A 20,886-nucleotide genomic window follows, 5' to 3' on the forward strand; every position below is an offset into this window, starting at 1 on the left:
CGCACGCAGGGCCCGCTGGACGGCTGCCACCTCGGCGGGGTGATGCCCCGGCACCAGCGCCCCGACCACCCGGCCGTGCGCGACAACCAGGCGTCGATAAGACCGGCGACGCGAATCGTCCGGCACCCGGCCCCACCGCCATCCGGCACCGGGGTTGCTGACCGGTTGTGACGCTCTGTTGTGGCGCGGCCTGTTGTGGCGCAGGCGAAATCGTGGCGACGCCCCGGGTTCCGCGCTCGCCGGGGGCGGCAGCGCCGCGGCACCCGAGTGTTCATGCGCCCCGGCACGCCGACGCCCCCGATTCGGGCGTCCCCCGCGCGGAAGAGGACAATGGCCACATGCATCGCGCCGCGCCGAAACAGGACATCGATGAGGCCGAACTGACCGTCAGCCCACCGAAGACGCAGGCGGCGGGCGTGCGGGCGGTGACCGTGGCACTGGAGCGCGCGGTCGAGGAGATGGGGGTGGTCCGCACCGCCCGCACCCTGTCCCGCCTGAACCAGCGCCACGGATTCGACTGTCCGAGCTGTGCGTGGCCGGACCCCACGGGCACGCGCCGGGTGGCCGAATTCTGCGAGAACGGCGCGAAGGCGGTGGCCGAGGAGGCGACACTGCGCACCGTCACCCCGGAGTTCTTCGCCGAGCACCCCGTGCGCGACCTCGCGGAGAAGACCGGCTACTGGCTGGGCCAGCAGGGCCGCATCACCGAGCCCATGGTGCTGCGCCCCGGCGACGAGCACTACTCCCCCATCTCCTGGGACGACGCCTACCGTCTCATCGCCGATACCCTGCGTGGTCTGTCCAGCCCGGACGAGGCGGTCTTCTACACCTCCGGCCGCACCTCCAACGAGACGGCCTTCCTGTATCAGCTGCTGGCCCGCAGCCTCGGCACCAACAATCTGCCGGACTGCTCGAACATGTGCCACGAGTCCTCGGGCGCGGCGCTCACCTCGTCCATCGGCATCGGCAAGGGTTCGGTCACCATCGACGATTTCGCCCACGCCGACCTGATCCTGATCGCCGGGCAGAATCCCGGCACCAACCATCCCCGCATGCTGTCCTCGCTCGCGGAGGCCAAGGCCCACGGCGCGCGGATCATCGCGGTGAACCCGCTGCCGGAGACCGGTCTCATCGGCTTCCGCGACCCACAGACGGTCAAGGGCTTCACCACCGGCGTCGAGATCGCCGACGATTTCCTGCAGATCCGGCTCGGCGGCGATATGGCGTTGTTCCAGGGTCTGGGCAAGCTGCTGTTCGAGGCCGAGGATCGCGCGCCGGGCACCGTGGTCGACCGCGCCTTCGTGGACGCCCATACGGCGGGCTTCGCGGAATACGAGAAGCATATGCGCGCCGTCGATCTGGGCGTGGTGGAGCAGGCCACCGGTCTCACGCGCGAGCAGCTGGAACGCACGGCCCGCCTGCTGGCCGAGTCGAAGGCCACCATCGTGTGCTGGGCCATGGGCCTCACCCAGCAGGTGCACGGTGTCGCCACCATCGAGGAGGCCACCAATCTGCTGCTGTCGCGCGGCATGATCGGCAAGCCGGGCGCGGGCGTCTGCCCGGTGCGCGGTCACTCCAATGTGCAGGGCGATCGCACCATGGGCATCTGGGAGCAGATGCCGGAGACCTTCCTGGCGGCGCTGGACGCCGAATTCGGCATCGCCAGCCCGCGACAGCACGGCTGGGACACGGTGGCGGCCATTCGCGCCATGCGCGACGGCAAGGCCAAGGTCTTCTTCGGCATGGGCGGCAATTTCGCCTCCGCCACCCCCGACACCGAAATCACCGAGGCGGCGCTGCGCAATTGTGAGCTGACCGTGCACGTTTCGACCAAGCTCAACCGCAGCCACGTGGTGCACGGGCGGACCGCGCTGATCCTGCCCACCCTGGGCCGTACCGACGACGACCTGCAAGACGGTAGGCGCCAACAGGTTTCGGTGGAGGACTCGATGTCCATGGTGCACCTGTCCACCGGCCGTCTGAAGCCGGTGAGCGAGCACCTGCGCAGTGAGGTCGCCATCGTGTGCGAACTCGCACAGGCGTTGTTCGGCCCCGAGCATCCGGTGCCGTGGGCGGAGTTCCGGCGCGACTACGACCGCATTCGCGACGCCATCGCGCGGGTGGTGCCCGGCTGCGCCGACTACAATCGAAAAGTTCGGGGCCGCAATGGCTTCCAGCTCCCGCATCCGCCTCGCGACGCCCGCGAGTTCCGGACCGCGACGGGCAAGGCCAATTTCGCGACCAACGAACTGCACTGGTTGCCCGTCCCCGAGGGCCGCCTCATCCTGCAGACCCTGCGCAGCCACGATCAGTACAACACCACCATCTACGGCCTCGACGACCGCTATCGTGGTATCCACAACGGCCGCAAGGTCGTCCTGCTCCATGCCGAGGACATCGCCGCTCTCGGTTTCGTCGAGGATGAACTGGTGGACCTCATCTCCGAGTGGACCGATCCCGCGACGCCCGATGCCGCGCCGCAGGAGCGCCGCGTCTCCGGTTTCCGCCTGGTGGCCTACCCCACCCCGCGCGGCAATGCGGCGGCCTACTATCCGGAGACCAATCCGCTCGTCCCGCTCGATCATGTCGCCCGGCGGTCCAACACCCCGGTCTCCAAGGCGATCACGATTCGACTCGAACGCCATCAGCACCCGCATGAGTAGAGTCACCGCCCGCCGCAAGACCGTGCGCATCGCCCCCACCGGCGTGGTGCGGCGTCCCGACACCGTGGTGGTGGAGGAACCGCTGGAGATCCGCGTCGACGGCCGGTCGCTGACGGTCACCATGCGCACGCCGGGCGCGGATATCGACCTGGTGCACGGTTTCCTGTTCAGCGAGGGCCTGCTCACCGCCGCCGCCGACATCGTCACCGCCCGCTACTGCGCGGGCACCGACTCCGACGGCCGCAATACCTACAATGTGCTCGATATCCGCCTGCGCCACCCGGTTCCGGCGCGGCCGCGCAACTTCCTCACCAACAGCTCGTGCGGCCTCTGCGGCAAGACGGCGCTCGACGAGGTGCGCACCCGGCTGCCGTTCCCGATTCCCGCCGCGGGCCTCTCGGTGAAGACCACCGTCCTCACCACCCTGCCCGACGAACTGCGTTCCCGGCAGACGGTTTTCGACGCCACCGGCGGCCTGCACGCGGCCGGACTGTTCACCGCCGACGGCACCGCGCTGGCCGTGCGCGAGGATGTGGGCCGCCACAATGCCGTGGACAAGGTGATCGGCTGGGCGCTGCGCGAGACCCGGCTGCCCGCCCACGATCTGGTGCTCATGGTGAGCGGGCGCGCCTCCTTCGAACTGGTGCAGAAGGCCGCCATGGCGGGAGTCCCGCTGCTCGGCGCGGTCTCGGCCCCCAGTTCCCTCGCGGTGGACATGGCCGAGGACGCGGGCCTGACGCTGGTCGGATTCCTGCGCGGCGACTCCATGAACGTCTACACCGGAATCCACCGCATCGACGATGTTCACTCATCGAGCCGCACGGTGTGACCACCGCCGCCGCACTGCTACGCTGCGACCTACAGCACGAACCTAGAACACGTTCCACTTTCCTGGGAGTTCTCATGGCAGCGCAGCCCCGCGACGTGGTCGAGCAGTACCTCAAACTGGTCGCCACCGGCCCCACCGACGACATCATCGCCCTCTACGCCCCCGAGGCCACCGTCGAGGACCCGATCGGCACCCCGACCCGGGTCGGCCACGACGCCATCCGCGAGCTCTACGCCGCCCTCGAGAGCGCCGACGAGCGCGGTACCGAACTGCACGCCGTGCGGGTCGCCGGAAACTCCGCCGCGGTCTCCTTCACCCTGACCGCCCGCTACGGCGACAAGCGGATGACGCTCTCGGCCATCGACACCATGGAATTCGACGACGCGGGCAAGATCGTCGCCATGCGCGCCTACTGGGGTCCCGACGACATGGTCATGGCGTAGATCCGAATCGCACGGTCGGTCAGGGCACGCCCATGGAACCGATCTGAGACCTGACATCCCTTGCCCCCTCCCGCCCACCGAATTACCGTGATCAGCATCGCCACCGATTCGGCCTGGGGCGGGAGGGCACGATGCGAATCTCGTTGCGCGGCACCGGGGACGGACTCCGGGTGCGCATGCGCCTGGACGTGAACCGCCGTCGGTGGCTGGCCCTGCGCATCATGCTGGGGATCCTGGCCTGCATCGGGCTGCTGACCGGCCTGTGGGCGGTGCTGGCCCCGCGTTCCTGGTACGACAGCTTCCCGGGTTTCGGAATGCGCTGGGTGAGCGTGGACGGGCCGTACAACCATCATCTGGCCGCCGATGTGGGCGCGTTCTTCCTCGCGCTGGCCGTGGTGGCACTGGCCGCGCTGTATCTGATGGACAGCATGGTCGCGCGGGTGGCGGGGGTGGCCTGGGCGGTATTCGGTCTGCCGCATCTGCTGTACCACGTCACCCACTGGCCCGATGAACTGAGCGGCGTCAGCGCGGTACTCAGCACCGTCTCCCTGATCCTGATCCCCGCCCTCGGCGTGGCCTGCGTGTTCGTGGCCCCGCGCGAACGCCATCCGGTGCCCGAGCCCGCACCCTTCACCCTGCGTTTTCCACAGCGGCGCACCACCCGGCACACCCGCGGTCAGGGCACCCGCCCGCCGCGCTGACCGGCCCCGGCGCATCTCGTCGGAAACTCGCGTCGGATGCGATGAATTCTCACCTGCCGCAGCGTCGTAACAGGTGTAGCGCGAGCGCCGATTTCCGAAGCAGGAATGAAGGTTCAAAGGCGAACCAGGAGAGTCAACGGCGATTCTCGACCCGGGCGCGATCGCTCCCCCGATCGTCACCGATTCCGACATACAGGAGATCTCCATGGAGCTTCTGCCACCAGCTTCGTGACACCGTGAGCCGAGTCACCCGCGGCAACCCGTCACGTTCGGCGGGGCCGCCTCGTCCAAGGGACAGCACCATCCCACGGATCGAAGGAGACCGCCATGGGTAGCACCCGAATTCCCGCCGTCGCGCCGCAGCAGGCCGGACTGCTCACCCGCATCGCCTACCGGTACAGCAAGCGCCGCTTCGGCGAGGTGCCGGAACCGTTCGCGGTCCTGGCGAACCATCCGAAGCTGATGCGGGCCGCGGGCGTGCACGAGACGATGGTGGAGCGGGCGTCCACGGAACTGCCCGCCACCGTCCGCGAGATCGCGGTCTTCCGGGTGGCGTCCACGGTCGGCTGCTCCTGGTGCGTGGACTTCGGCACCATGCTCATGAAGCATTCCGACCTGGATGTCGACAAACTCCGGCACATCGACGAATTCGCGTCCTCCCCGCACTACAGCGCGGACGAGCGCGCCGCCATCGCCTACGCCGACGCCATGACCGCCACCCCGCCCACCGTCACCGACGAGCAGGTCGCGGACCTGACGCAGCGCTTCGGGACGACCGGTGTCATGGAACTGACCTACCAGATCGCGCTGGAGAACTCGCGGTCCCGCACGTACCACGCGTTGGGCGTCACCGATCAGGGCTTCAGCCGGGACGCCTGCCGCGTCCCATGGGCACGCGACTGATATCCGGCCATACACAGCACGATGGCCCCGCGACGATCGCGGGGCCACCGGTAGTTCTGGGTCGGGGTGTGACCCCGAGCGGTTCTACGCCGACTTCTCGCGGCGCTCCGGACCCTGCTGGCGCTTGCGCGGCACGATGGTCGGCAGCACATTGTCGTTGACGGTGTCGGCGGTGACGACGACCTTGGCCACGTCATCGCGGCTGGGGATGTCGTACATGGTCGGCAGGAGGACCTCCTCCATGATGGCGCGCAGGCCACGCGCGCCGGTACCGCGCAGAATCGCCTGGTCGGCAACGGCTTCCAGGGCGTCCTGGGTGAATTCCAGGTCCACGCCGTCCATTTCGAACAGTCGCACGTACTGCTTGACGAGCGCGTTCTTCGGCTCGGCCAGAATCCGGACCAGTGATTCCTTGTCCAGGTTGGTGACCGACGCGACCACGGGCAGACGGCCGATGAATTCCGGGATGAGACCGAACTTGATCAGATCCTCCGGCATCACCTCGGCGAAGTGATCGGTGGTGTCGACCTCGGCCTTGGAGCGCACCTCGGCGCCGAAACCGATACCGCGCTTGCCGATTCGATCCTGAACGATCTTCTCCAGCCCCGCGAACGCACCCGCCACGATGAACAGCACATTGGTGGTGTCGATCTGGATGAATTCCTGATGCGGATGCTTGCGCCCGCCCTGCGGCGGCACCGAGGCTTGGGTGCCCTCGAGAATCTTCAGCAGCGCCTGCTGCACACCCTCGCCCGACACGTCGCGGGTGATGGAGGGGTTCTCCGACTTGCGGGCGATCTTGTCGACCTCGTCGATGTAGATGATGCCGGTCTCGGCGCGCTTCACGTCGTAGTCGGCGGCCTGGATGAGCTTCAGCAGGATGTTCTCGACATCCTCGCCGACGTATCCGGCCTCGGTCAGCGCGGTGGCGTCGGCGATGGCGAACGGCACGTTCAGCATCTTGGCCAGCGTCTGCGCCAGATAGGTCTTGCCGCAGCCGGTCGGGCCCAGCATGAGGATGTTCGACTTGGCCAGCTCGACCGCTTCACCCCGGGGGTCGCGGCCCTTGTCGCCCGCCTGAATCCGCTTGTAGTGGTTGTACACGGCGACGGCGAGATTGCGCTTGGCGGAATCCTGCCCGATCACGTACTGCTCGAGGAAGTCCCGGATCTCCGTGGGCTTCGGGAGCTCATCGAGTTTGACCTCGCTCGATTCGGCGAGTTCCTCCTCGATGATCTCATTGCACAGATCGATGCACTCGTCGCAGATGTACACCCCCGGTCCCGCAATGAGCTTCTTGACCTGCTTCTGGCTCTTCCCACAGAACGAGCACTTGAGCAGATCGCCGCCATCACCGATGCGCGCCATCTCCTGGGTCCCTACTTCCTTGTCCGCGTGCAACCGTCTGTCTCGGCTGCCGGAGCCTGCCACCTATCCAGCGTATGCCCTCACCCGGAGCGGCAATTCGCTTACCGCCTTCAGATGTGAGCGGTTCGGCAGAGCCGACAACCACGAGCAAAGGTCCCTAGAGTGACCGTACCCGCTATTCGCGACCGAGGTCGATAACTTGAGCACGTTTCTCACCGGACATGTGCGTGGACTCACCCCTGCCGGGTGGCGGAGCCGCACCCGCTCCGCCACCGGAGAAACGTCTACCGCTGCGCGCTGAGCTTGCGGTATTCGAACACCGTGTCGACGATTCCGTAGTCCTTCGCCTCGTCGGCGGTGAGGATCTTGTCGCGGTCGGTGTCGCGGCGGATGATCTCGGCCTCCTTGCCCGTGTGGCGGGCGAGGATGGTGTCCAGCAGCGAGCGCGTGCGCTCGATCTCCGCGGCCTGGATCTCCAGGTCGGAGACCTGCCCCTGGAAGCCGCCCTGGGTGTAGGGCTGGTGGATGAGCACGCGCGCGTTGGGCAGCGCGGCGCGCTTCCCGGGCGCGCCCGCGGCCAGCAGCACCGCCGCCGCCGAGGCCGCCTGGCCCAGGCACACGGTGGCCACATCGGCCCGCACGTACTGCATGGTGTCGTAGATGGCCATCAGCGAGACCGGGGAGCCGCCGGGCGAGTTGATGTACATGGTGATGTCACGGTCGGGATCCAGCGACTCCAGCACCAGCAGCTGCGCCATGATGTCGTTGGCCGACGTGTCGTCGATGGGCGCGCCGAGGAAGATGATGCGCTCCTCGAACAGCTTGGTGTACGGGTTGGTCTCCTTGACGCCGAAGCTGGTCTGCTCGGTGTAGGACGGCAGGATGTAGCGGGCCTGCGGCAGGCTGGAGCCCGCGGCGGCGAAAGTGATGCCCGCGGCCCGCGGATCGAACATGTTCGACATAGATGTCTCCAAGAGGTCTGAGTGGGTGGGCTGCGGACTAGTTGCCGTTCGCCTGACGCGAGTGGGTGATCACGTGGTCGATGAAGCCGTAGTCGAGCGCCTCGTTCGGCGTGAACCAGCGGTCGCGGTCGGCGTCGGCGGTGACCTGCTCCACCGACTTGCCGGTGTGCTGCGCCTGCAACTCGTTCAATTCGCGCTTGGTGTAGGCGAACTGCTCGGCCTGGATGGCGATATCGGCCGCGGAACCGCCGATGCCCGCCGACGGCTGGTGCATCATGATCCGCGAGTGCGGCAGCGCGTAGCGCTTGCCCTTGGTGCCCGCGGCCAGCAGGAACTGGCCCATGGAGGCGGCCAGCCCCATGGCGACGGTGCGGATGTCGCACTCGGCGAACTGCATGGTGTCGTAGATCGCCATACCCGCGGTCACCGAGCCACCCGGCGAGTTGATGTACAGCGAGATGTCCCGGGTCGGGTCTTCCGCCGACAGCAGGAGGATCTGGGCGCAGAGCTTGTTGGCGATGTCGTCGTCCACCTGGCTGCCCAGGAAGATGATGCGCTCACGCAGCAACCGCTCGTACACCGAATCACTGAGGTTGAGACCCGCAGTCGGCGACGTCATCTGCACCCCTGCCTGATTGATTGTCACGGATACCTGCCCTCTCTCACCGGCCTGGTCCCACCAAGCCCTACCTGATTCGCTGACACAAACCCTAACGAAGCAGGGCGGCACCGAACTCCCGGTACCGCCCTGCTTCGCTCACAGCGCAAAACCTACACGCGCCGTAGTGCCGTATTTACCCGGCCTCGTCTACTTGGCCTCGGCCTCGGCGGCGTCGGCCACCTCGGCGAGTTCCTGGGCGGAGACTTCCTCGGCCTCTTCGGCCGGAGCGCCGAACATCTCGGCGGTGTCCACGGTGTTGCCCGCGGTGTCGGTGACGGTCGCCGCGGTTACCACACCGGCCAGTGCCTTGCCGCGACGCACGTCGGCGAAGATCGCGCCGAGCTGGCCCGCCTGCTGCACCTGCTGGATGAACTGGTCCGGCGACATGCCGTAGCGCTGCGCCTGGAAGATGATCCGCTCGGTCAGCTCGTCCTGGCCGACCTGGGTGTTCTCCTGCTCGGCGACAACATCGAGCACCAGCTGGGTCTTGACCGACTTCTCGGCCGCCTCCTTGGTGTCGGCGTCGAACTCCTCGCGGGAGGAGCCCTGCGCCTCCAGCGCCTCGGCCAGCTTGGCCTCGTCGTGGTCGAAGCCGTGCACGGCATCGTGCAGCACGGCGTCGATCTCGGCCTGCACGACCTTCTCCGGCAGCGGCACCTCGGTGGCCGCCAGCAGGGCGTCGAGCACCTTGTCGCGGATCTCGCCCGCCTGCTGCACCTTCTTGGACTGCTCGACGCGCTTGACCAGATCGGCCTTCAGCTCGTCGATGGTGTCGAATTCGCTTGCCATCTGGGCGAACTCGTCATCGGCGGCGGGCAGCTCGCGCTCCTTGACCGAGTTCACCTTGACGGTGATGACGGCGTCCTTGCCCGCGTGCTCGCCGGCGACCAGCTTGGAGGTGAACTCCTTGGACTCCTCCGCCTTCAGGCCGATGAGGGTCTCGTCCAGGCCCTCGATGAGCTGGCCGGAGCCGACCTCGTGCGACAGGCCGGTGGTCGAGGCCTCCTCGACCGGCTCGCCGTCCACCGTGGCGGACAGGTCGATGGAGACGAAGTCGCCGTTCTCGATGGCGCGCTCGACCGAGGTCAGGGTGCCGAAGCGCTGGCGCAGCGAGTCCAGCTGCTTCTCCACGTCCTCGTCGGCGACCTCGATCGGGTCGACGGTGACCGACAGGGTGGAGAAGTCGGGCAGGGTGATCTCGGGGCGCACGTCGACCTCGGCGGTGAACGCCAGCTCCTGGCCGTCCTCGATCTTGGTGATCTCGATCTCGGGCTGGCCGATGACCTTCACCTCGGAGGTCATGACGGCCTCGCTGTAGCGCTTGGGCAGCACGTCGTTGACGACCTGCTCCAGCACCGCGCCGCGACCGAGACGGGCCTCGAGGAGCTTGGCCGGGGCCTTGCCCGGACGGAAGCCGGGAATGCGGACCTGCGACGCCAGCGCCTTGTACGCCTTGTCGAAGTCCGGCTTCAGCTCCTCGAAGGGCACCTCGACATTGATCCGGACCCGGGTCGGGCTCAGCTGCTCGACGGTGCTCTTCACGGACATGCTCCTTGTTCGTTGGTTCGTTCGTTCGTGTTGACGGCTCGATCCCCCCGTAGGCATCCCGACCAGGGTAGTCGACGGGGGTTCGAGCGGTGCAATCGGCTGCGTAGGGCCCGCGACGTGCACGCGGCCCCGCGAGCGCGGGTGATTCGGCCGGGGCGCTAGCCCACCTGCACCGCGTCGGTCACGAAGACCAGGGTCTCGTTCGGCTTCATGCCCCCGCGGCTGCTGGAGCCGTAGCCCAGCTCCGGCGGGACGATGAGCAGGCGGCGGCTGCCCTCGGTGACGCCCTCCAGACCGGTGTCCCAGCCCTCGATGACCATGCCCTGACCCAGGGTCAGCGGGAAGGTCTCACCGCGGTCGAAGGAGCTGTCCAGCTTCTTCTTGTCCGACCAGGTGACGAGCGTGTAGTTCATGGTCAGCTGGTCGCCCGACTGCGCGGCCGGGCCGTCGCCGACCACCAGGTCCTTGACGATCAGCTGCGTCGGCGGATCGCAGTCGTCCGGGATGGTGATCTCGGGGGCTTCCCCGAACCCGCCGGTCACGCCGATGTCCTCGGCGGTGCACTCGCGCCCCTTGGACGCGGTGGTCTGCGGCAGCGCGGCGACACTCGTGGACTCGGCGGTCTTCGAGTCGGCGGACTCGCTCGTGTCCTCGCCACAGCCCGCCAACGCCAGCACGGCGCAGGCCGCCACGCCGATCGACCCGATCCTGCCCACCACGCGCATCCGCATCTCCTCGCTGCCTGTCCGGCCGCCCCGCGGGCGGCGATGTCCGCGCCGAAACTACACGAACCAGCTGAGCGGGCTCCGAGCTCGCCGCCGCGGTCTCCGCGCGGAGCCGAAATCCTTGCGAAGACGCCGTGACGGTCCGGGCACCGCACGAGACCGACTCGGCAGCGCACCCGGCGATCGCCGCTGAGCGACGGCACCGGATGCGCGACGTATTCGCTTGCCGGGCCGGTGCGTCGGCGACGCGCGGTGAATTCGATTGCGGGTGGTCCACGGCTGGGAGACGATCGCCGAGTGCTGTTGACCATCACCTGTACGCGACCGGAGGGCGCCGCCTGGACGGCGGACGACCTGGGCTATCTGCTGCACAAGAACCCCGCCAAGGTGCAGGCGTTCGAGCAGTCGTACGGGATGGCGCATGTGCTGTACCCCGAGGCCACCGCGCGGCGCTGCACGGCGGCGCTGCTGCTGGAGGTGGATCCGGTCCGGCTGGTGCGCGGGAAGCAGCGCGGCACACCGGAATTCAGTCTCGCCCAGTACGTGAACGACCGGCCGTACGCGGCGTCGTCGCTGCTGTCGGTGGCGATCGCCAAGGTTTTCGGCTCGGCCCTGCACGGCCGCTGCGCACAGCGCCCCGAACTGCCGGAACTCGTGCTGCCGCTGCGCATCGACCTGCCCGCGGTCCCCTGCAAGGGCGGCCCGGAGGCGGCCGAACGTGTCTTCGCCCCGCTCGGCTGGACCGTGGCCGCCACACCGCTGCCGCTGGATCCGGCCTTCCCGGAGTGGGGCGAATCCCATTACCTGCGGCTGGAACTCACCGGCGCGTTCCGCCTGGCCGACGCCCTCGCCCACCTCTACGTCCTGCTCCCCGTCCTGGACGGCAGCAAGCACTACTGGCTCGACACCACCGAGATCGACAAACTGCTGCGCTTCGGCGCGGGCTGGCTCGCCGACCACCCGGAACGCGAATGGATCACCCGCCGCTACCTCTCCCGCCGCCACACCCTGGTCCGCGCCGCCCTGGCGCGCCTGGCCGAGGTGGACGACCTGGAACCGGAGGAGTTGGGCGCGATCGAGGAGAACCTCGACGACGCGACCGAATCCGAGAGCGCTGCACACGTGGCGGGAGGAGATGACGCCGGGAACGCCACGGGTGCCGCGCACAGCACCGACGCCGCGCATTCCACCGGCGGGAGTTCCCCGGTTCAGAACTTCCAGCCCGCCGTCGCCACATCGCCACCGGCCACCATCGCGTCCGCACCACACCACAGGGGGACGACCGGTAGGACCACGGCAGCGGCTGCGCCCGCACCACTGGAGCTCGGGGTTGAACCGGCCGAGGCGGTTGCAGCGGCTGAAACACTCTCCACCGCAGCGGAAACCACGCCGACCGCCACCCCTCGGCACGGCGCGTCGACGCAGCCGGTGCCGGTAGCCGGAGCTCGGGAGAACACCACCGCGCGCAAGGACGTGACATCCGGTACGGGCCCCTCGGCCGCACCGGACGCCTCCGCACCGGACGCCTCCGTACCGGACATAGCCACGCCGGGCACGGAGGTGCGGTGCGCCACCAGCGCTGACGCGGCGACCGGAGCCGCTGCGGCCGGGACGGAGCCGCGCCCGCCGTCGCTGGCGGTCACGCGGCGCGTCGCCGTCATCCGTGCGCTGCACGAGGTCGGGGCGCAGCGGGTGCTCGATCTCGGCTGCGGTGAGGGCGCGCTGCTGCGGGAACTCGTGGCGGATCGGGCGTTCACCGAGATCGTGGGCGTGGATGTGGCCGTGCGGTCGCTGCATATCGCCAAGCGGCGGATGGCGCGGCTGCCGGAGTGGCAGGCGCGGCGGGTGAGTCTGCGCCAGGGCGCGCTGACCTACACCGACGCGTCGCTGCGCGGGTATGACGCGGCGGTGCTCATGGAGGTGATCGAGCATGTCGACGCCTCCCGGCTGCGCGCGCTCGAACACGCCGTATTCGGTTCCGCCGCACCGGGAGCCGTACTCGTCACCACCCCCAACGGCGAGTACAACTCGCTCTACGAGGGCCTGCCCGCGGGCAAGTTCCGGCACGCCGACCACCGCTTCGAGTGGATCCGCGGCGAATTCGCCGCGTGGGCGCACGGCGTCGCCGAAACCTACGGCTATGCGGTGCGTTTCGTTCCCATCGGCCCCGAGGACGACACCCTCGGCCCACCCACCCAGATGGCGGTGTTCACCCGACCCGCCACCGACGATACGAAAGGAGTCGCGTCATGACCGAGCTGTCCATTCCGGAACTCGCGCTCGTCGTCCTCATCGGCAGTACCGGCTCCGGTAAATCCACCTTCGCGCGCAAGCACTTCCGCTCCACCGCCATCGTGTCCTCGGACGCCTGCCGCGGCATCGTCAGCGACGACGAGAACGATCAGTCCGCCACGCCCGACGCCTTCGCCCTGCTGCACCACATCGCCGGCGTGCGGCTGCGTCGCGGCCTGCGCACCGTGGTGGACGCGACCAATGTGCAGCCGCAGGCCCGCAAGGAACTGATCGAACTGGCCCGCGCCCACGACGTACTGCCCGTGGCCATCGTGCTCGACGTCCCGGACGCGGTGTGCCTGGAACGCAACACGCTGCGCCCCGATCGCGCCCACCTGGGCAAGCACGTCGTGGTCCGCCAGCAGCGCGATCTGCGCCGCAGCCTGCGCCACCTGGAACGCGAGGGCTTCCGCAAGGTGCACATCCTGCGCGGCGTCGCCGAGATCGACGCCGCGTCGATCGTGAACGAACGCCTGTGGAACGACCGCCGCGATCTCACCGGCCCGTTCGATGTGATCGGCGACGTGCACGGCTGCCGATCCGAACTGGAAACCCTGCTGGACACGCTCGGCTACCGGCTCTCCCGCGATGAGCACGGCCGCCCGGTGGACGCCCGCCACCCCGACGGGCGCACCGCGGTATTCGTCGGCGACCTGGTGGACCGCGGCCCGGACACCCCGGGTGTGCTGCGGCTCGTCATGGGCATGGTGGCCGCCGGAAACGCGCTGTGCGTCACCGGAAACCACGAGTTCAAACTGGTGCGCGCCCTGGACGGCCGCAAGGTCAAGCTCGCACACGGCCTGGCCGAATCCCTGGAACAGCTGGCGGCCGAGGACGACGCGTTCCGCAAGGCCGCGCACGAGTGGTGCCGCGGCCTGGTCAGCCACTACGTCCTCGACGGCGGCCGACTCGTCGTGGCCCACGCGGGTCTGAAGGAGGAGTACCAGGGCCGCGCCTCGGGCCGGGTGCGTTCGTTCGCCATGTACGGCGAAACCACCGGCGAGACCGACGAATACGGGCTGCCGGTCCGCTACCCGTGGGCGGACGACTATCGCGGCCGGGCCATGGTGCTGTACGGGCACACCCCCGTCACCCGTTTGCGGTGGGTGAACAACACCCTGTGCCTGGATACCGGTGCGGTGTTCGGCGGCCAGCTCAGCGCCCTGCGCTACCCGGAGAAGGAGACGGTTTCGGTCGCGGCGGAACAGGTGTGGTTCGAACCGGCCCGCCCGCTCCAGGATCCGGGTGGGGCGACCGAGGCGGTGCGCCGCGATCCGGGCGTCCTGGATCTCGACGATGTGCTGGGCCGCCGGGTGGTGCAGACACGCTACCTGGACCGCGTCGGCGTGCAGGAGGACGCCGCCGCCGCGGCGCTCGAGGTGATGAGCCGGTTCGCCATCGATCCGCGCTGGCTGGTGTACCTGCCGCCGACCATGTCCCCGTGCGCCACCTCGGCCGCCGACGGCTACCTCGAGCATCCGGCGGAGGCGTTCGACTACTACCGCTCCGAGGGCGTGGCGACCGTGGTGTGCGAGGAGAAGCACATGGGTTCGCGCGCCGTGGTCGTGGTGGCGCGCTCGGCCGACGTCGCCCGCGACCGCTTCGGCATCGACGACGGCAGTACCGGCGCGGTGTACACCCGCACCGGCCGCCCGTTCTTCGACGCCCCGGCGGACACCGAGGCCCTGTTGGCCCGGATCCGCGCGGCGGCCGAGAAGTCGGGCCTGTTCGAGGAATTGGCCTCCGACTGGCTGCTGCTCGACACCGAACTGCTGCCCTGGTCGGCCAAGGCGCTCGGCCTGCTGCGCTCCCAGTACGCGGCGGTGGGCGCGGCGGCGCGGGCCTCGCTGGGTGCCGCCGAATCCGTGCTCGCCGCGGCGGTGGCGCGCGGTCTCGAGGTGGGCGACCTGGCCGCCCGCACCAGCGACCGCCGCACCGACGCGGAGGCGTTCACCACCGCCTACGGCCGCTACTGCTGGGCCACCGACGGCCTCGCCGGAGTCCGCCTGGCCCCATTCCAGCTGCTGGCCGCCGAGGGCGCGAATCACGCCCTCCGCGACCACGACTGGCACCTGGAGCGCATCGACCGTCTCATCGCCGCCGACCCGGAGCTGTTCACGCCCACCCGCCGCATGATCGTGCATCTCGCCCCCGCGGGCACGGCGACCGACGCGACCGCGGCCGCCACCGATACAGCAACGACAGCCACCGGTCCGGTAACAGCGGCCACCGTCTCGGCCGCCGCGGGTATCGACACCGCTGCGTGCCCAGGCGGCAGCGAGGCGGCCGCGACCGCCTGGTGGACCGAGCTCACCGCAGCGGGCGGCGAGGGCATGGTGGTCAAGCCGCTCGGCTCCTTCGTGACCGGCACCGGCACCCGCAGCAACCGCCCGGTCCAGCCCGGCGTGAAATGCCGCGGCCCGGAGTACCTCCGCATCATCTACGGCCCGGAATACCAGCGCCCGGAGAACCTGAAGCGCCTGCGCCAGCGCGCCCTCGGCGGCAAACGCTCCCTGGCCCTGCGCGAGTACGCCCTCGGCCTGGAGTCCCTGGACCGCTTCGTCGGCGGGGAACCCCTGTGGCGCGTCCACGAGGCGGTCTTCGCGGTGCTGGCCCTGGAGACCGAACCGATCGACCCCCGGCTGTGACCGACCGCCGGGCGCTCAGTCGCCCGGCGGTGTCGGCCCGAAGGACCGCCTCACCATCGGCTACTGAACCGCCAGTTCGGCGAGCCGGTCGAGGAAGGCGCGCTGGGCGGCGATCAGCCGGTCGCGGGCCGCCTCGGGCGGGAACCATGCGGCGCGATCCACTTCCGGGAAGGAGGCGAGGCGGCCGGAGCGGGGCGGCCACTCCATCTCGAAGGTGCCCGGGGTGATCGAGTCGGGGTCGAGATCGGCCTCGATCGCCCAGGCGCTCAGCTGTTTCCGGCTGCGGCCGCTGCCGTAGGCCACCTCGCCGAGGGCGATCCAGTCGCCATCGGGTACGGGTAGCCCGAGTTCCTCGGTGAATTCGCGGCGGGCGGCAGCGGCGGCGTCCTCGGTCTCCGGGTCGTATTCACCTTTGGGGATGGACCAGGCGGCGGCGTCCTTGCGGGACCAGAAGGGGCCGCCCATATGAGCGATGAGCACCTCCAGGTCGGGGGTGCGGCGGAACAACAGGACGCCTGCGCTGTACCTGGTCATGCGGGCAGTGTGCCAGGGCCCGGGGACAATCCCAAGGATTGGGACAGGAGCTTCACGACAAATGGGGCGGGTCGGTATGAAATGGCCTGACCTGCGACAGGTTCCACTAGGCTGCCATGCGTTCGCTCGCAGACACCTGATGATTGGAATACCGCATGGAGTTCCGCAGCACCACCGCGGCAGCCACCCTGGTGATCGGCGCACTCACTCTCGGAGCGGCACCGGCACACGCCCAGCAACCCGAGACGCCGAAGCTCGCGTATTCGACCAAGCTGGTCGACAAGACGGTCGTCACCATTCTCCAAGGTGGGACCTTCGAACTGTCCAAGGGAACCAGGCTCGAAGACGGCGGTGTGGAACGCCTGACGGAGCGGGACGGCGCCCTGGTCCGCACCGACGGCTCCGCCGCCGACCCCGCGCACACGGTCGATATCGTCGACGTCAAGGACGCCACCGGCGCCGTGGCGGTCACGCTGCCACTCGACTTCCGTTTCGGCGAGGTCTCCGTCCCCGTGCGGCCCGACCTGGACGAGGACGACACGGTACTGCGGCTCACCCCGGAAAAGCCCGCCGGACTGGACATCTCGCAGCCCCTGGCCGTCAAGCCCGTCGCCTCCGAGGTCGAGAACCAACGCGCCCTCAACAATCTGTCCACCCACTTCGGCCTGGCGACCGCCATCGGCGGCTTCGTCGGCACCGCCATCGGCGCGACCATCGGGTGTGTGGCGACCCTGGTCGCGGGCTGCATCGGCGGGCTCGCCACCGGCGCGAGCGTGGGCGGCATCGTCGGCACCATCGTCGCGGGCGGCCCCGCCCTCATCGCCACCGGCATCGAATACCTCACCACCGTCCAGGCCCCCGACGGCACCACCAAGTGGGCCGACAAGCCCAAGGCCCAGCCGGCCGCCCCGGCACCGGCCGAACCGGCGAAGTAGGTCCAACGGACCGAGCCGAACCAACGCCCTGGGCAACCGAGCCGGAACAGATCCCGCTTCTCCTGTCGCCGAACTCTTTTCGCGACAGCGGTCCACCCAACCCACCCGCACCCCACCGCGGGTGGGTTTCGCCGTACCATCCCCACCCCTCGAACTTCGTTGCACCCCAACGCCCGACGCGCCGAGCTACCGGGCGGCGAATTTCAGATGAACGATGCATTGAATCACTGGGCCACACGATTTCTCGATGCGAGAGTCGGGTACGGGACAGTGGGTGGCGGCACATGAGGGGGCCGCCACTCCCCCACCTTCCGGAGCACGCCTCCTCGACCGCCGCATCCTCCCGGCCGAACCTTCGAGCCGAGACGATGCCGTATGCCCGCGCGCGCCTGAGCGATGGAGCATTCCGTCCTCGACTGATGTGCTTGTCCTATGACGGATACGACAGGCGCCCCGGAGCGGGCAGCCCTCACCGGAATGCGGCCATCATGAGCGGGCGGGGCTCGCCGCCGGACCGGCGAACCGGGCGACCGCGAGGTCTGGACCGCTGGCTGCTCTCCGCGGCGGCGATCGGCACGGCGGTCACCGGCGGAGTGTTCTTCGATTTCTCCTTCGTCGTCATGCCCGGTGTGCGGGAACTGCCTGCCGCACAGGGGATCGAGGCCATGCAAGCCTTCGACCGCACCGCGATCCAGCCGCCGTTGATGCTGATGATGTACGCCACCGCCGGGCTGTGCGCCGTGCTCGCGGTTCGAGCGCTCATGAAGTGGAGTCGTTCGACCTCGCCGTGGATCCTCGCCGCGGCGAGCGCGTTCCTGCTCGCCGCGGTGGTTATCACGGGTGCGGCCAACGTCCCCATCAGCGCGGCGGTGGACGCACTCGACCCCGCGGGAGCCGATGCCGCGGCGCGGTGGGACGAACTGTTCACGGCATGGATCCGGTGGAATCACGCACGGACGCTGGCCTCGATCGCCGCGGCGGTGGGATTCCTGATCGCGCTACGGCCGACGGACCGATAGGTGCGGCTCAACAGCCGGGAATCCGGGTTCCGATGTGATGTGTGGTCGGGGTGACAGGATTTGAACCTGCGACCCTCCGCTCCCAAAGCGGATGCGCTACCAAGCTGCGCTACACCCCGTTATCGCCCGGCGGATCCGCCGGGCCTACCCCACCGAACGGGAAAACCCCGGTCAGAGCGGGTGACGGGAATCGAACCCGCACCATCAGCTTGGAAGGCTGAGGTTCTACCATTGAACTACACCCGCACGGCGCGACGACTCGGTGCGAGCACCTTTTGTCGTGTGCGGAAGAGACTGTACCGAACCTCACTCCGGAAATGCCAATCAGGCTCGTCATCGGCCTGTCCGGTGGGCGTGGCGGGGTCGGTGCTCGTGATCAGCACCAAGAGAACGTCCGGTTCGTTGTGAGCTCTCCGGAGAGTTCGCGCCGCCCCTCGGCGCGTCGCGGAAGACACGCGAAAATCGGATGTAACACGGCGGTGTCGTTCACCGATCACCCAACCGTTCGCCATTCGCGAGGTATCGCGAACCCGTTCCAGAACTTGGGTTTTCGATGCCGAGTGGCTTGCTAGGATCCTTTTTGTCCGGACGGGGGTATCTGGAAAGGGGGCGGTGAGCATGCGCCGAGTGTGGTGTGACCGACCGCGTAGCAGTGAGCACGAACCGAGTGAGCACGAACCGAAGGGTGTGACCGGCCGGAGGGCCCGGAGCGACAGCCTCGGCCTGGATTCCGACCGCGTCGGCGCGGAGTGAGCGCATGCCCATCCGACTCGACGCACGGACCGCCACGATGATCGCGGCAACCACCAGGGAATGGGTACGGACGGTATACGCGGGGGGCAATGGAACCGGTGCCGTTCCGGCCATGCCGCCGGAGGAGTTGGAGGCCGTCTTCGCCGACGTCATCGACGACCTCATGGAACTGGCCGCGTCCGAACCGTTTCCGGTGCTCGCCGCACGAACCATCGGCCGCCGCCTCGCCGCGCCACCATTGGAGAGCACCCGCATGCTCGCGCCCGCCAGCCGCGCGCTGCTCGGGCTCGCGCCCGGCGAATCCGGATCGCTGCTCGCCACCCGCTGGATGTTCGTGGCCAGCCAGGCCATCGACAGCTACGCCGAGGAGCTGCAACAGCGCGCCCTCGCGCAGCAGGAACGCAACCTCACCGAGGCGGTGTCGGTGCGGGTCCAGGAGATCGCCGCACTCCAGCACCGCTTGCGGCACGAGGCCACCCACGATGCCCTGACCGATCTGGCGAACCGGTCACTGTTGCAGGAGCGGGTGCGGTTGATGGCGGCGGACCCGGCACGAGGGGTGGGGCTGCTGCTCATCGACCTGGACGACTTCAAGCAGATCAACGACAACTACGGCCACGCGGTGGGCGACGAGGTGCTGGTGGCCATCGCACAGCGGCTGCGCGCGACCTGCCCGCCGGAGGCGGTGATCTGCCGGTACGGCGGCGACGAATTCGTGCTGGCCGTGCCGTCGCGGCGCAATACGCTCGGAGAGCTGGCCATGCGGGTGCTGGCCGCGCTGTGCGAACCCGTGGCCTCGATCGCCGGATCGGTGCCGGTCTCGGCGAGTGTGGGCACCGCGTTCTGCCCGCCGGATCGCGACTGCGACTTCTCCGATCTGCTACGCAGCGCCGACCGCGCCATGTACTCGGCCAAGACCGCGGGTAAGCGGCAGTTCGCGGTGTCGGAGCTGGACGCCGAGGAGCCAGAGCCGGGGGGAAACCGCGCGGGCTACGCCGCCGTGGCCGGGTGAACGAGCCGCCGCGCACGAACAGCAAATAGCAGGCAATTCCCGCCGCGTACCCTGGAAGACGTGGCTACGGTACTGATTCTGCTGATCGCGATGGTCATCATCCTGGGTGTGGTGATGGTCGTCGCGCAACGGTCCCGGACCGCCACCCGGCTGGCCGATGCGAAGGCCGACGCCCGCCGCGTCATCGACCGCCTCGGCGGACAGGTCTACAACCTCACCGGCAGCGACGCGGCCGCGAAACAAGCCCTGGCCGATGCCGGGGAGCGTTTCAACGCGGCGGGTGCGCAGATCGAGCAGGCGCGGACACCCGCCCAGGCGCGACTCGCCAAGGAGACCGCGTTGGAGGGGCTGTACTACGTGCGTGCCGCCCGCACCGCCATGGGACTCGATCCGGGACCGGCGATTCCGGAACTGGACGGCCAGCGCACGGCGGGCAAGGTCAGCGAGGACCGCGTGGTCGAACTCGACGGCCGCCGCATCGAGGCTTCCCCGACACCGTCGCCGCGCACCCCGAACTACTACCCGGGCGGACGCGTCGCCGGGCGACCCGTGCCCGCGGGCTGGTACTCCGAACCCTGGTGGAAGACAGCACTTGTGGCGGGTGCGTGGGGTGTCGGTTCGGTGCTGCTGTTCGACGCGCTCTTCAGCGGCATGTCGGGGGTGGGCTACGACGCGGCCGCCTTCGAGCACGGCTATGGCGACGGGTTCCAGGCCGGCTTGGAGACCGGAAGTCAGGGCGACGCAGGGTATTACGACGAACCGGGTGGCTACGACGGCGGCTACGACTCCGGCGGCTACGACGGCGGTTTCGGTTCCGGCGGATCCGATGGTGGATTCGATTCCGGCGGTTTCGATTCCGGGGGATTCGACGGCGGTTTCTGACCGACCCG

Annotated in this window: 17 protein-coding genes and 2 tRNA genes; 11 read left to right on the top strand and 8 right to left on the bottom strand. The window is 69.0% G+C overall.

Features of this window, described 5'->3' with window-relative positions; all coding sequences use genetic code 11:
* Positions 1-338: 338 nt before the first annotated feature.
* From QJS31_RS27335 to QJS31_RS27355, 5 genes are all read left to right on the top strand, one after another.
* Positions 339-2,663, top strand: a complete 2,325-nt coding sequence (locus QJS31_RS27335; protein ID WP_306358067.1) for an FdhF/YdeP family oxidoreductase — start codon at positions 339-341, stop codon at positions 2,661-2,663.
* Positions 2,656-3,492: a formate dehydrogenase accessory sulfurtransferase FdhD gene (gene fdhD, locus QJS31_RS27340; RefSeq protein WP_306358068.1), complete on the top strand. Its 837-nt coding sequence runs from the start codon at positions 2,656-2,658 to the stop codon at positions 3,490-3,492. The genes QJS31_RS27335 and fdhD overlap by 8 nt, the downstream gene beginning before the upstream one ends.
* Before the next feature lie 74 nt (positions 3,493-3,566).
* On the top strand, positions 3,567-3,935 hold the full coding sequence (locus tag QJS31_RS27345; protein WP_306358069.1) for a nuclear transport factor 2 family protein: 369 nt from the start codon (positions 3,567-3,569) through the stop codon (positions 3,933-3,935).
* Positions 3,936-4,066: 131 nt separating this feature from the next.
* Entirely contained in the window at positions 4,067-4,636 is a 570-nt protein-coding gene (locus QJS31_RS27350; protein ID WP_282785472.1) for a hypothetical protein, read from the top strand.
* Positions 4,637-4,963: 327 nt separating this feature from the next.
* Positions 4,964-5,539, top strand: a complete 576-nt coding sequence (locus QJS31_RS27355; RefSeq protein ID WP_306358070.1) for a carboxymuconolactone decarboxylase family protein — start codon at positions 4,964-4,966, stop codon at positions 5,537-5,539.
* Between the two features lie 84 nt (positions 5,540-5,623).
* Here QJS31_RS27355 and clpX read toward each other — a convergent pair whose 3' ends face one another.
* The 5 genes from clpX to QJS31_RS27380 all read right to left on the bottom strand — a co-directional run bounded on the left by clpX (position 5,624) and on the right by QJS31_RS27380 (position 10,803).
* Positions 5,624-6,907, bottom strand: a complete 1,284-nt coding sequence (clpX, locus tag QJS31_RS27360; protein ID WP_306358090.1) for an ATP-dependent Clp protease ATP-binding subunit ClpX — start codon at positions 6,905-6,907, stop codon at positions 5,624-5,626.
* A gap of 284 nt (positions 6,908-7,191) precedes the next feature.
* Complete coding sequence (locus QJS31_RS27365) at positions 7,192-7,869, bottom strand: ATP-dependent Clp protease proteolytic subunit (protein ID WP_029927069.1); 678 nt, start codon at positions 7,867-7,869, stop codon at positions 7,192-7,194.
* 37 nt (positions 7,870-7,906) lie between these two features.
* Positions 7,907-8,488 (bottom strand): ATP-dependent Clp protease proteolytic subunit, encoded by a 582-nt coding sequence (locus tag QJS31_RS27370; RefSeq protein ID WP_029927067.1) that lies wholly within the window; start codon positions 8,486-8,488, stop codon positions 7,907-7,909.
* A 189-nt stretch (positions 8,489-8,677) separates the two neighbouring features.
* Positions 8,678-10,072, bottom strand: coding sequence for a trigger factor (gene tig, locus QJS31_RS27375; protein ID WP_282777394.1), 1,395 nt, complete (start codon positions 10,070-10,072; stop codon positions 8,678-8,680).
* Between the two features lie 164 nt (positions 10,073-10,236).
* Positions 10,237-10,803, bottom strand: coding sequence for an FKBP-type peptidyl-prolyl cis-trans isomerase (locus QJS31_RS27380; RefSeq protein ID WP_282777396.1), 567 nt, complete (start codon positions 10,801-10,803; stop codon positions 10,237-10,239).
* A 297-nt stretch (positions 10,804-11,100) separates the two neighbouring features.
* Here QJS31_RS27380 and QJS31_RS27385 point away from each other — a divergent pair, with 297 nt between their 5' ends.
* Together QJS31_RS27385 and QJS31_RS27390 are read left to right on the top strand one after the other, a co-directional pair.
* On the top strand, positions 11,101-13,056 hold the full coding sequence (locus QJS31_RS27385) for a 3' terminal RNA ribose 2'-O-methyltransferase Hen1 (protein ID WP_306358071.1): 1,956 nt from the start codon (positions 11,101-11,103) through the stop codon (positions 13,054-13,056).
* The gene (locus QJS31_RS27390) at positions 13,053-15,743 is read left to right on the top strand and encodes a polynucleotide kinase-phosphatase (protein ID WP_306358072.1); all 2,691 of its coding nucleotides are present in this window, start codon (positions 13,053-13,055) and stop codon (positions 15,741-15,743) included. Before QJS31_RS27385 ends, QJS31_RS27390 begins: the two co-directional genes overlap by 4 nt.
* 60 nt (positions 15,744-15,803) lie before the next feature.
* Here the strand turns inward: QJS31_RS27390 and QJS31_RS27395 are convergent, their stop codons facing one another.
* Entirely contained in the window at positions 15,804-16,277 is a 474-nt protein-coding gene (locus tag QJS31_RS27395; protein WP_282777402.1) for an NUDIX domain-containing protein, read from the bottom strand.
* Between the two features lie 155 nt (positions 16,278-16,432).
* Here QJS31_RS27395 and QJS31_RS27400 point away from each other — a divergent pair, with 155 nt between their 5' ends.
* Together QJS31_RS27400 and QJS31_RS27405 are read left to right on the top strand one after the other, a co-directional pair.
* Positions 16,433-17,212: a hypothetical protein gene (locus tag QJS31_RS27400; protein ID WP_282777404.1), complete on the top strand. Its 780-nt coding sequence runs from the start codon at positions 16,433-16,435 to the stop codon at positions 17,210-17,212.
* Positions 17,213-17,700: 488 nt separating this feature from the next.
* On the top strand, positions 17,701-18,231 hold the full coding sequence (locus QJS31_RS27405; protein WP_306358073.1) for a DUF1772 domain-containing protein: 531 nt from the start codon (positions 17,701-17,703) through the stop codon (positions 18,229-18,231).
* Positions 18,232-18,273: 42 nt separating this feature from the next.
* Here QJS31_RS27405 and QJS31_RS27410 read toward each other — a convergent pair.
* Positions 18,274-18,350: transfer RNA gene (locus tag QJS31_RS27410), tRNA-Pro, on the bottom strand.
* A 56-nt stretch (positions 18,351-18,406) separates the two neighbouring features.
* A tRNA-Gly gene (locus QJS31_RS27415) sits at positions 18,407-18,477 on the bottom strand.
* 511 nt (positions 18,478-18,988) lie between these two features.
* Between QJS31_RS27415 and QJS31_RS27420 the strand changes: the two genes are divergently transcribed.
* Together QJS31_RS27420 and QJS31_RS27425 are read left to right on the top strand one after the other, a co-directional pair.
* Positions 18,989-19,996 (top strand): GGDEF domain-containing protein, encoded by a 1,008-nt coding sequence (locus tag QJS31_RS27420; protein WP_306358074.1) that lies wholly within the window; start codon positions 18,989-18,991, stop codon positions 19,994-19,996.
* A 60-nt stretch (positions 19,997-20,056) separates the two neighbouring features.
* The gene (locus QJS31_RS27425) at positions 20,057-20,878 is read left to right on the top strand and encodes a DUF1542 domain-containing protein (protein ID WP_282777410.1); all 822 of its coding nucleotides are present in this window, start codon (positions 20,057-20,059) and stop codon (positions 20,876-20,878) included.
* Positions 20,879-20,886 lie beyond the last annotated feature (8 nt).

The sequence above is a fragment of the Nocardia sp. CC213A genome (genome assembly GCF_030766805.1).
Lineage (GTDB): Bacteria > Actinomycetota > Actinomycetes > Mycobacteriales > Mycobacteriaceae > Nocardia > Nocardia otitidiscaviarum.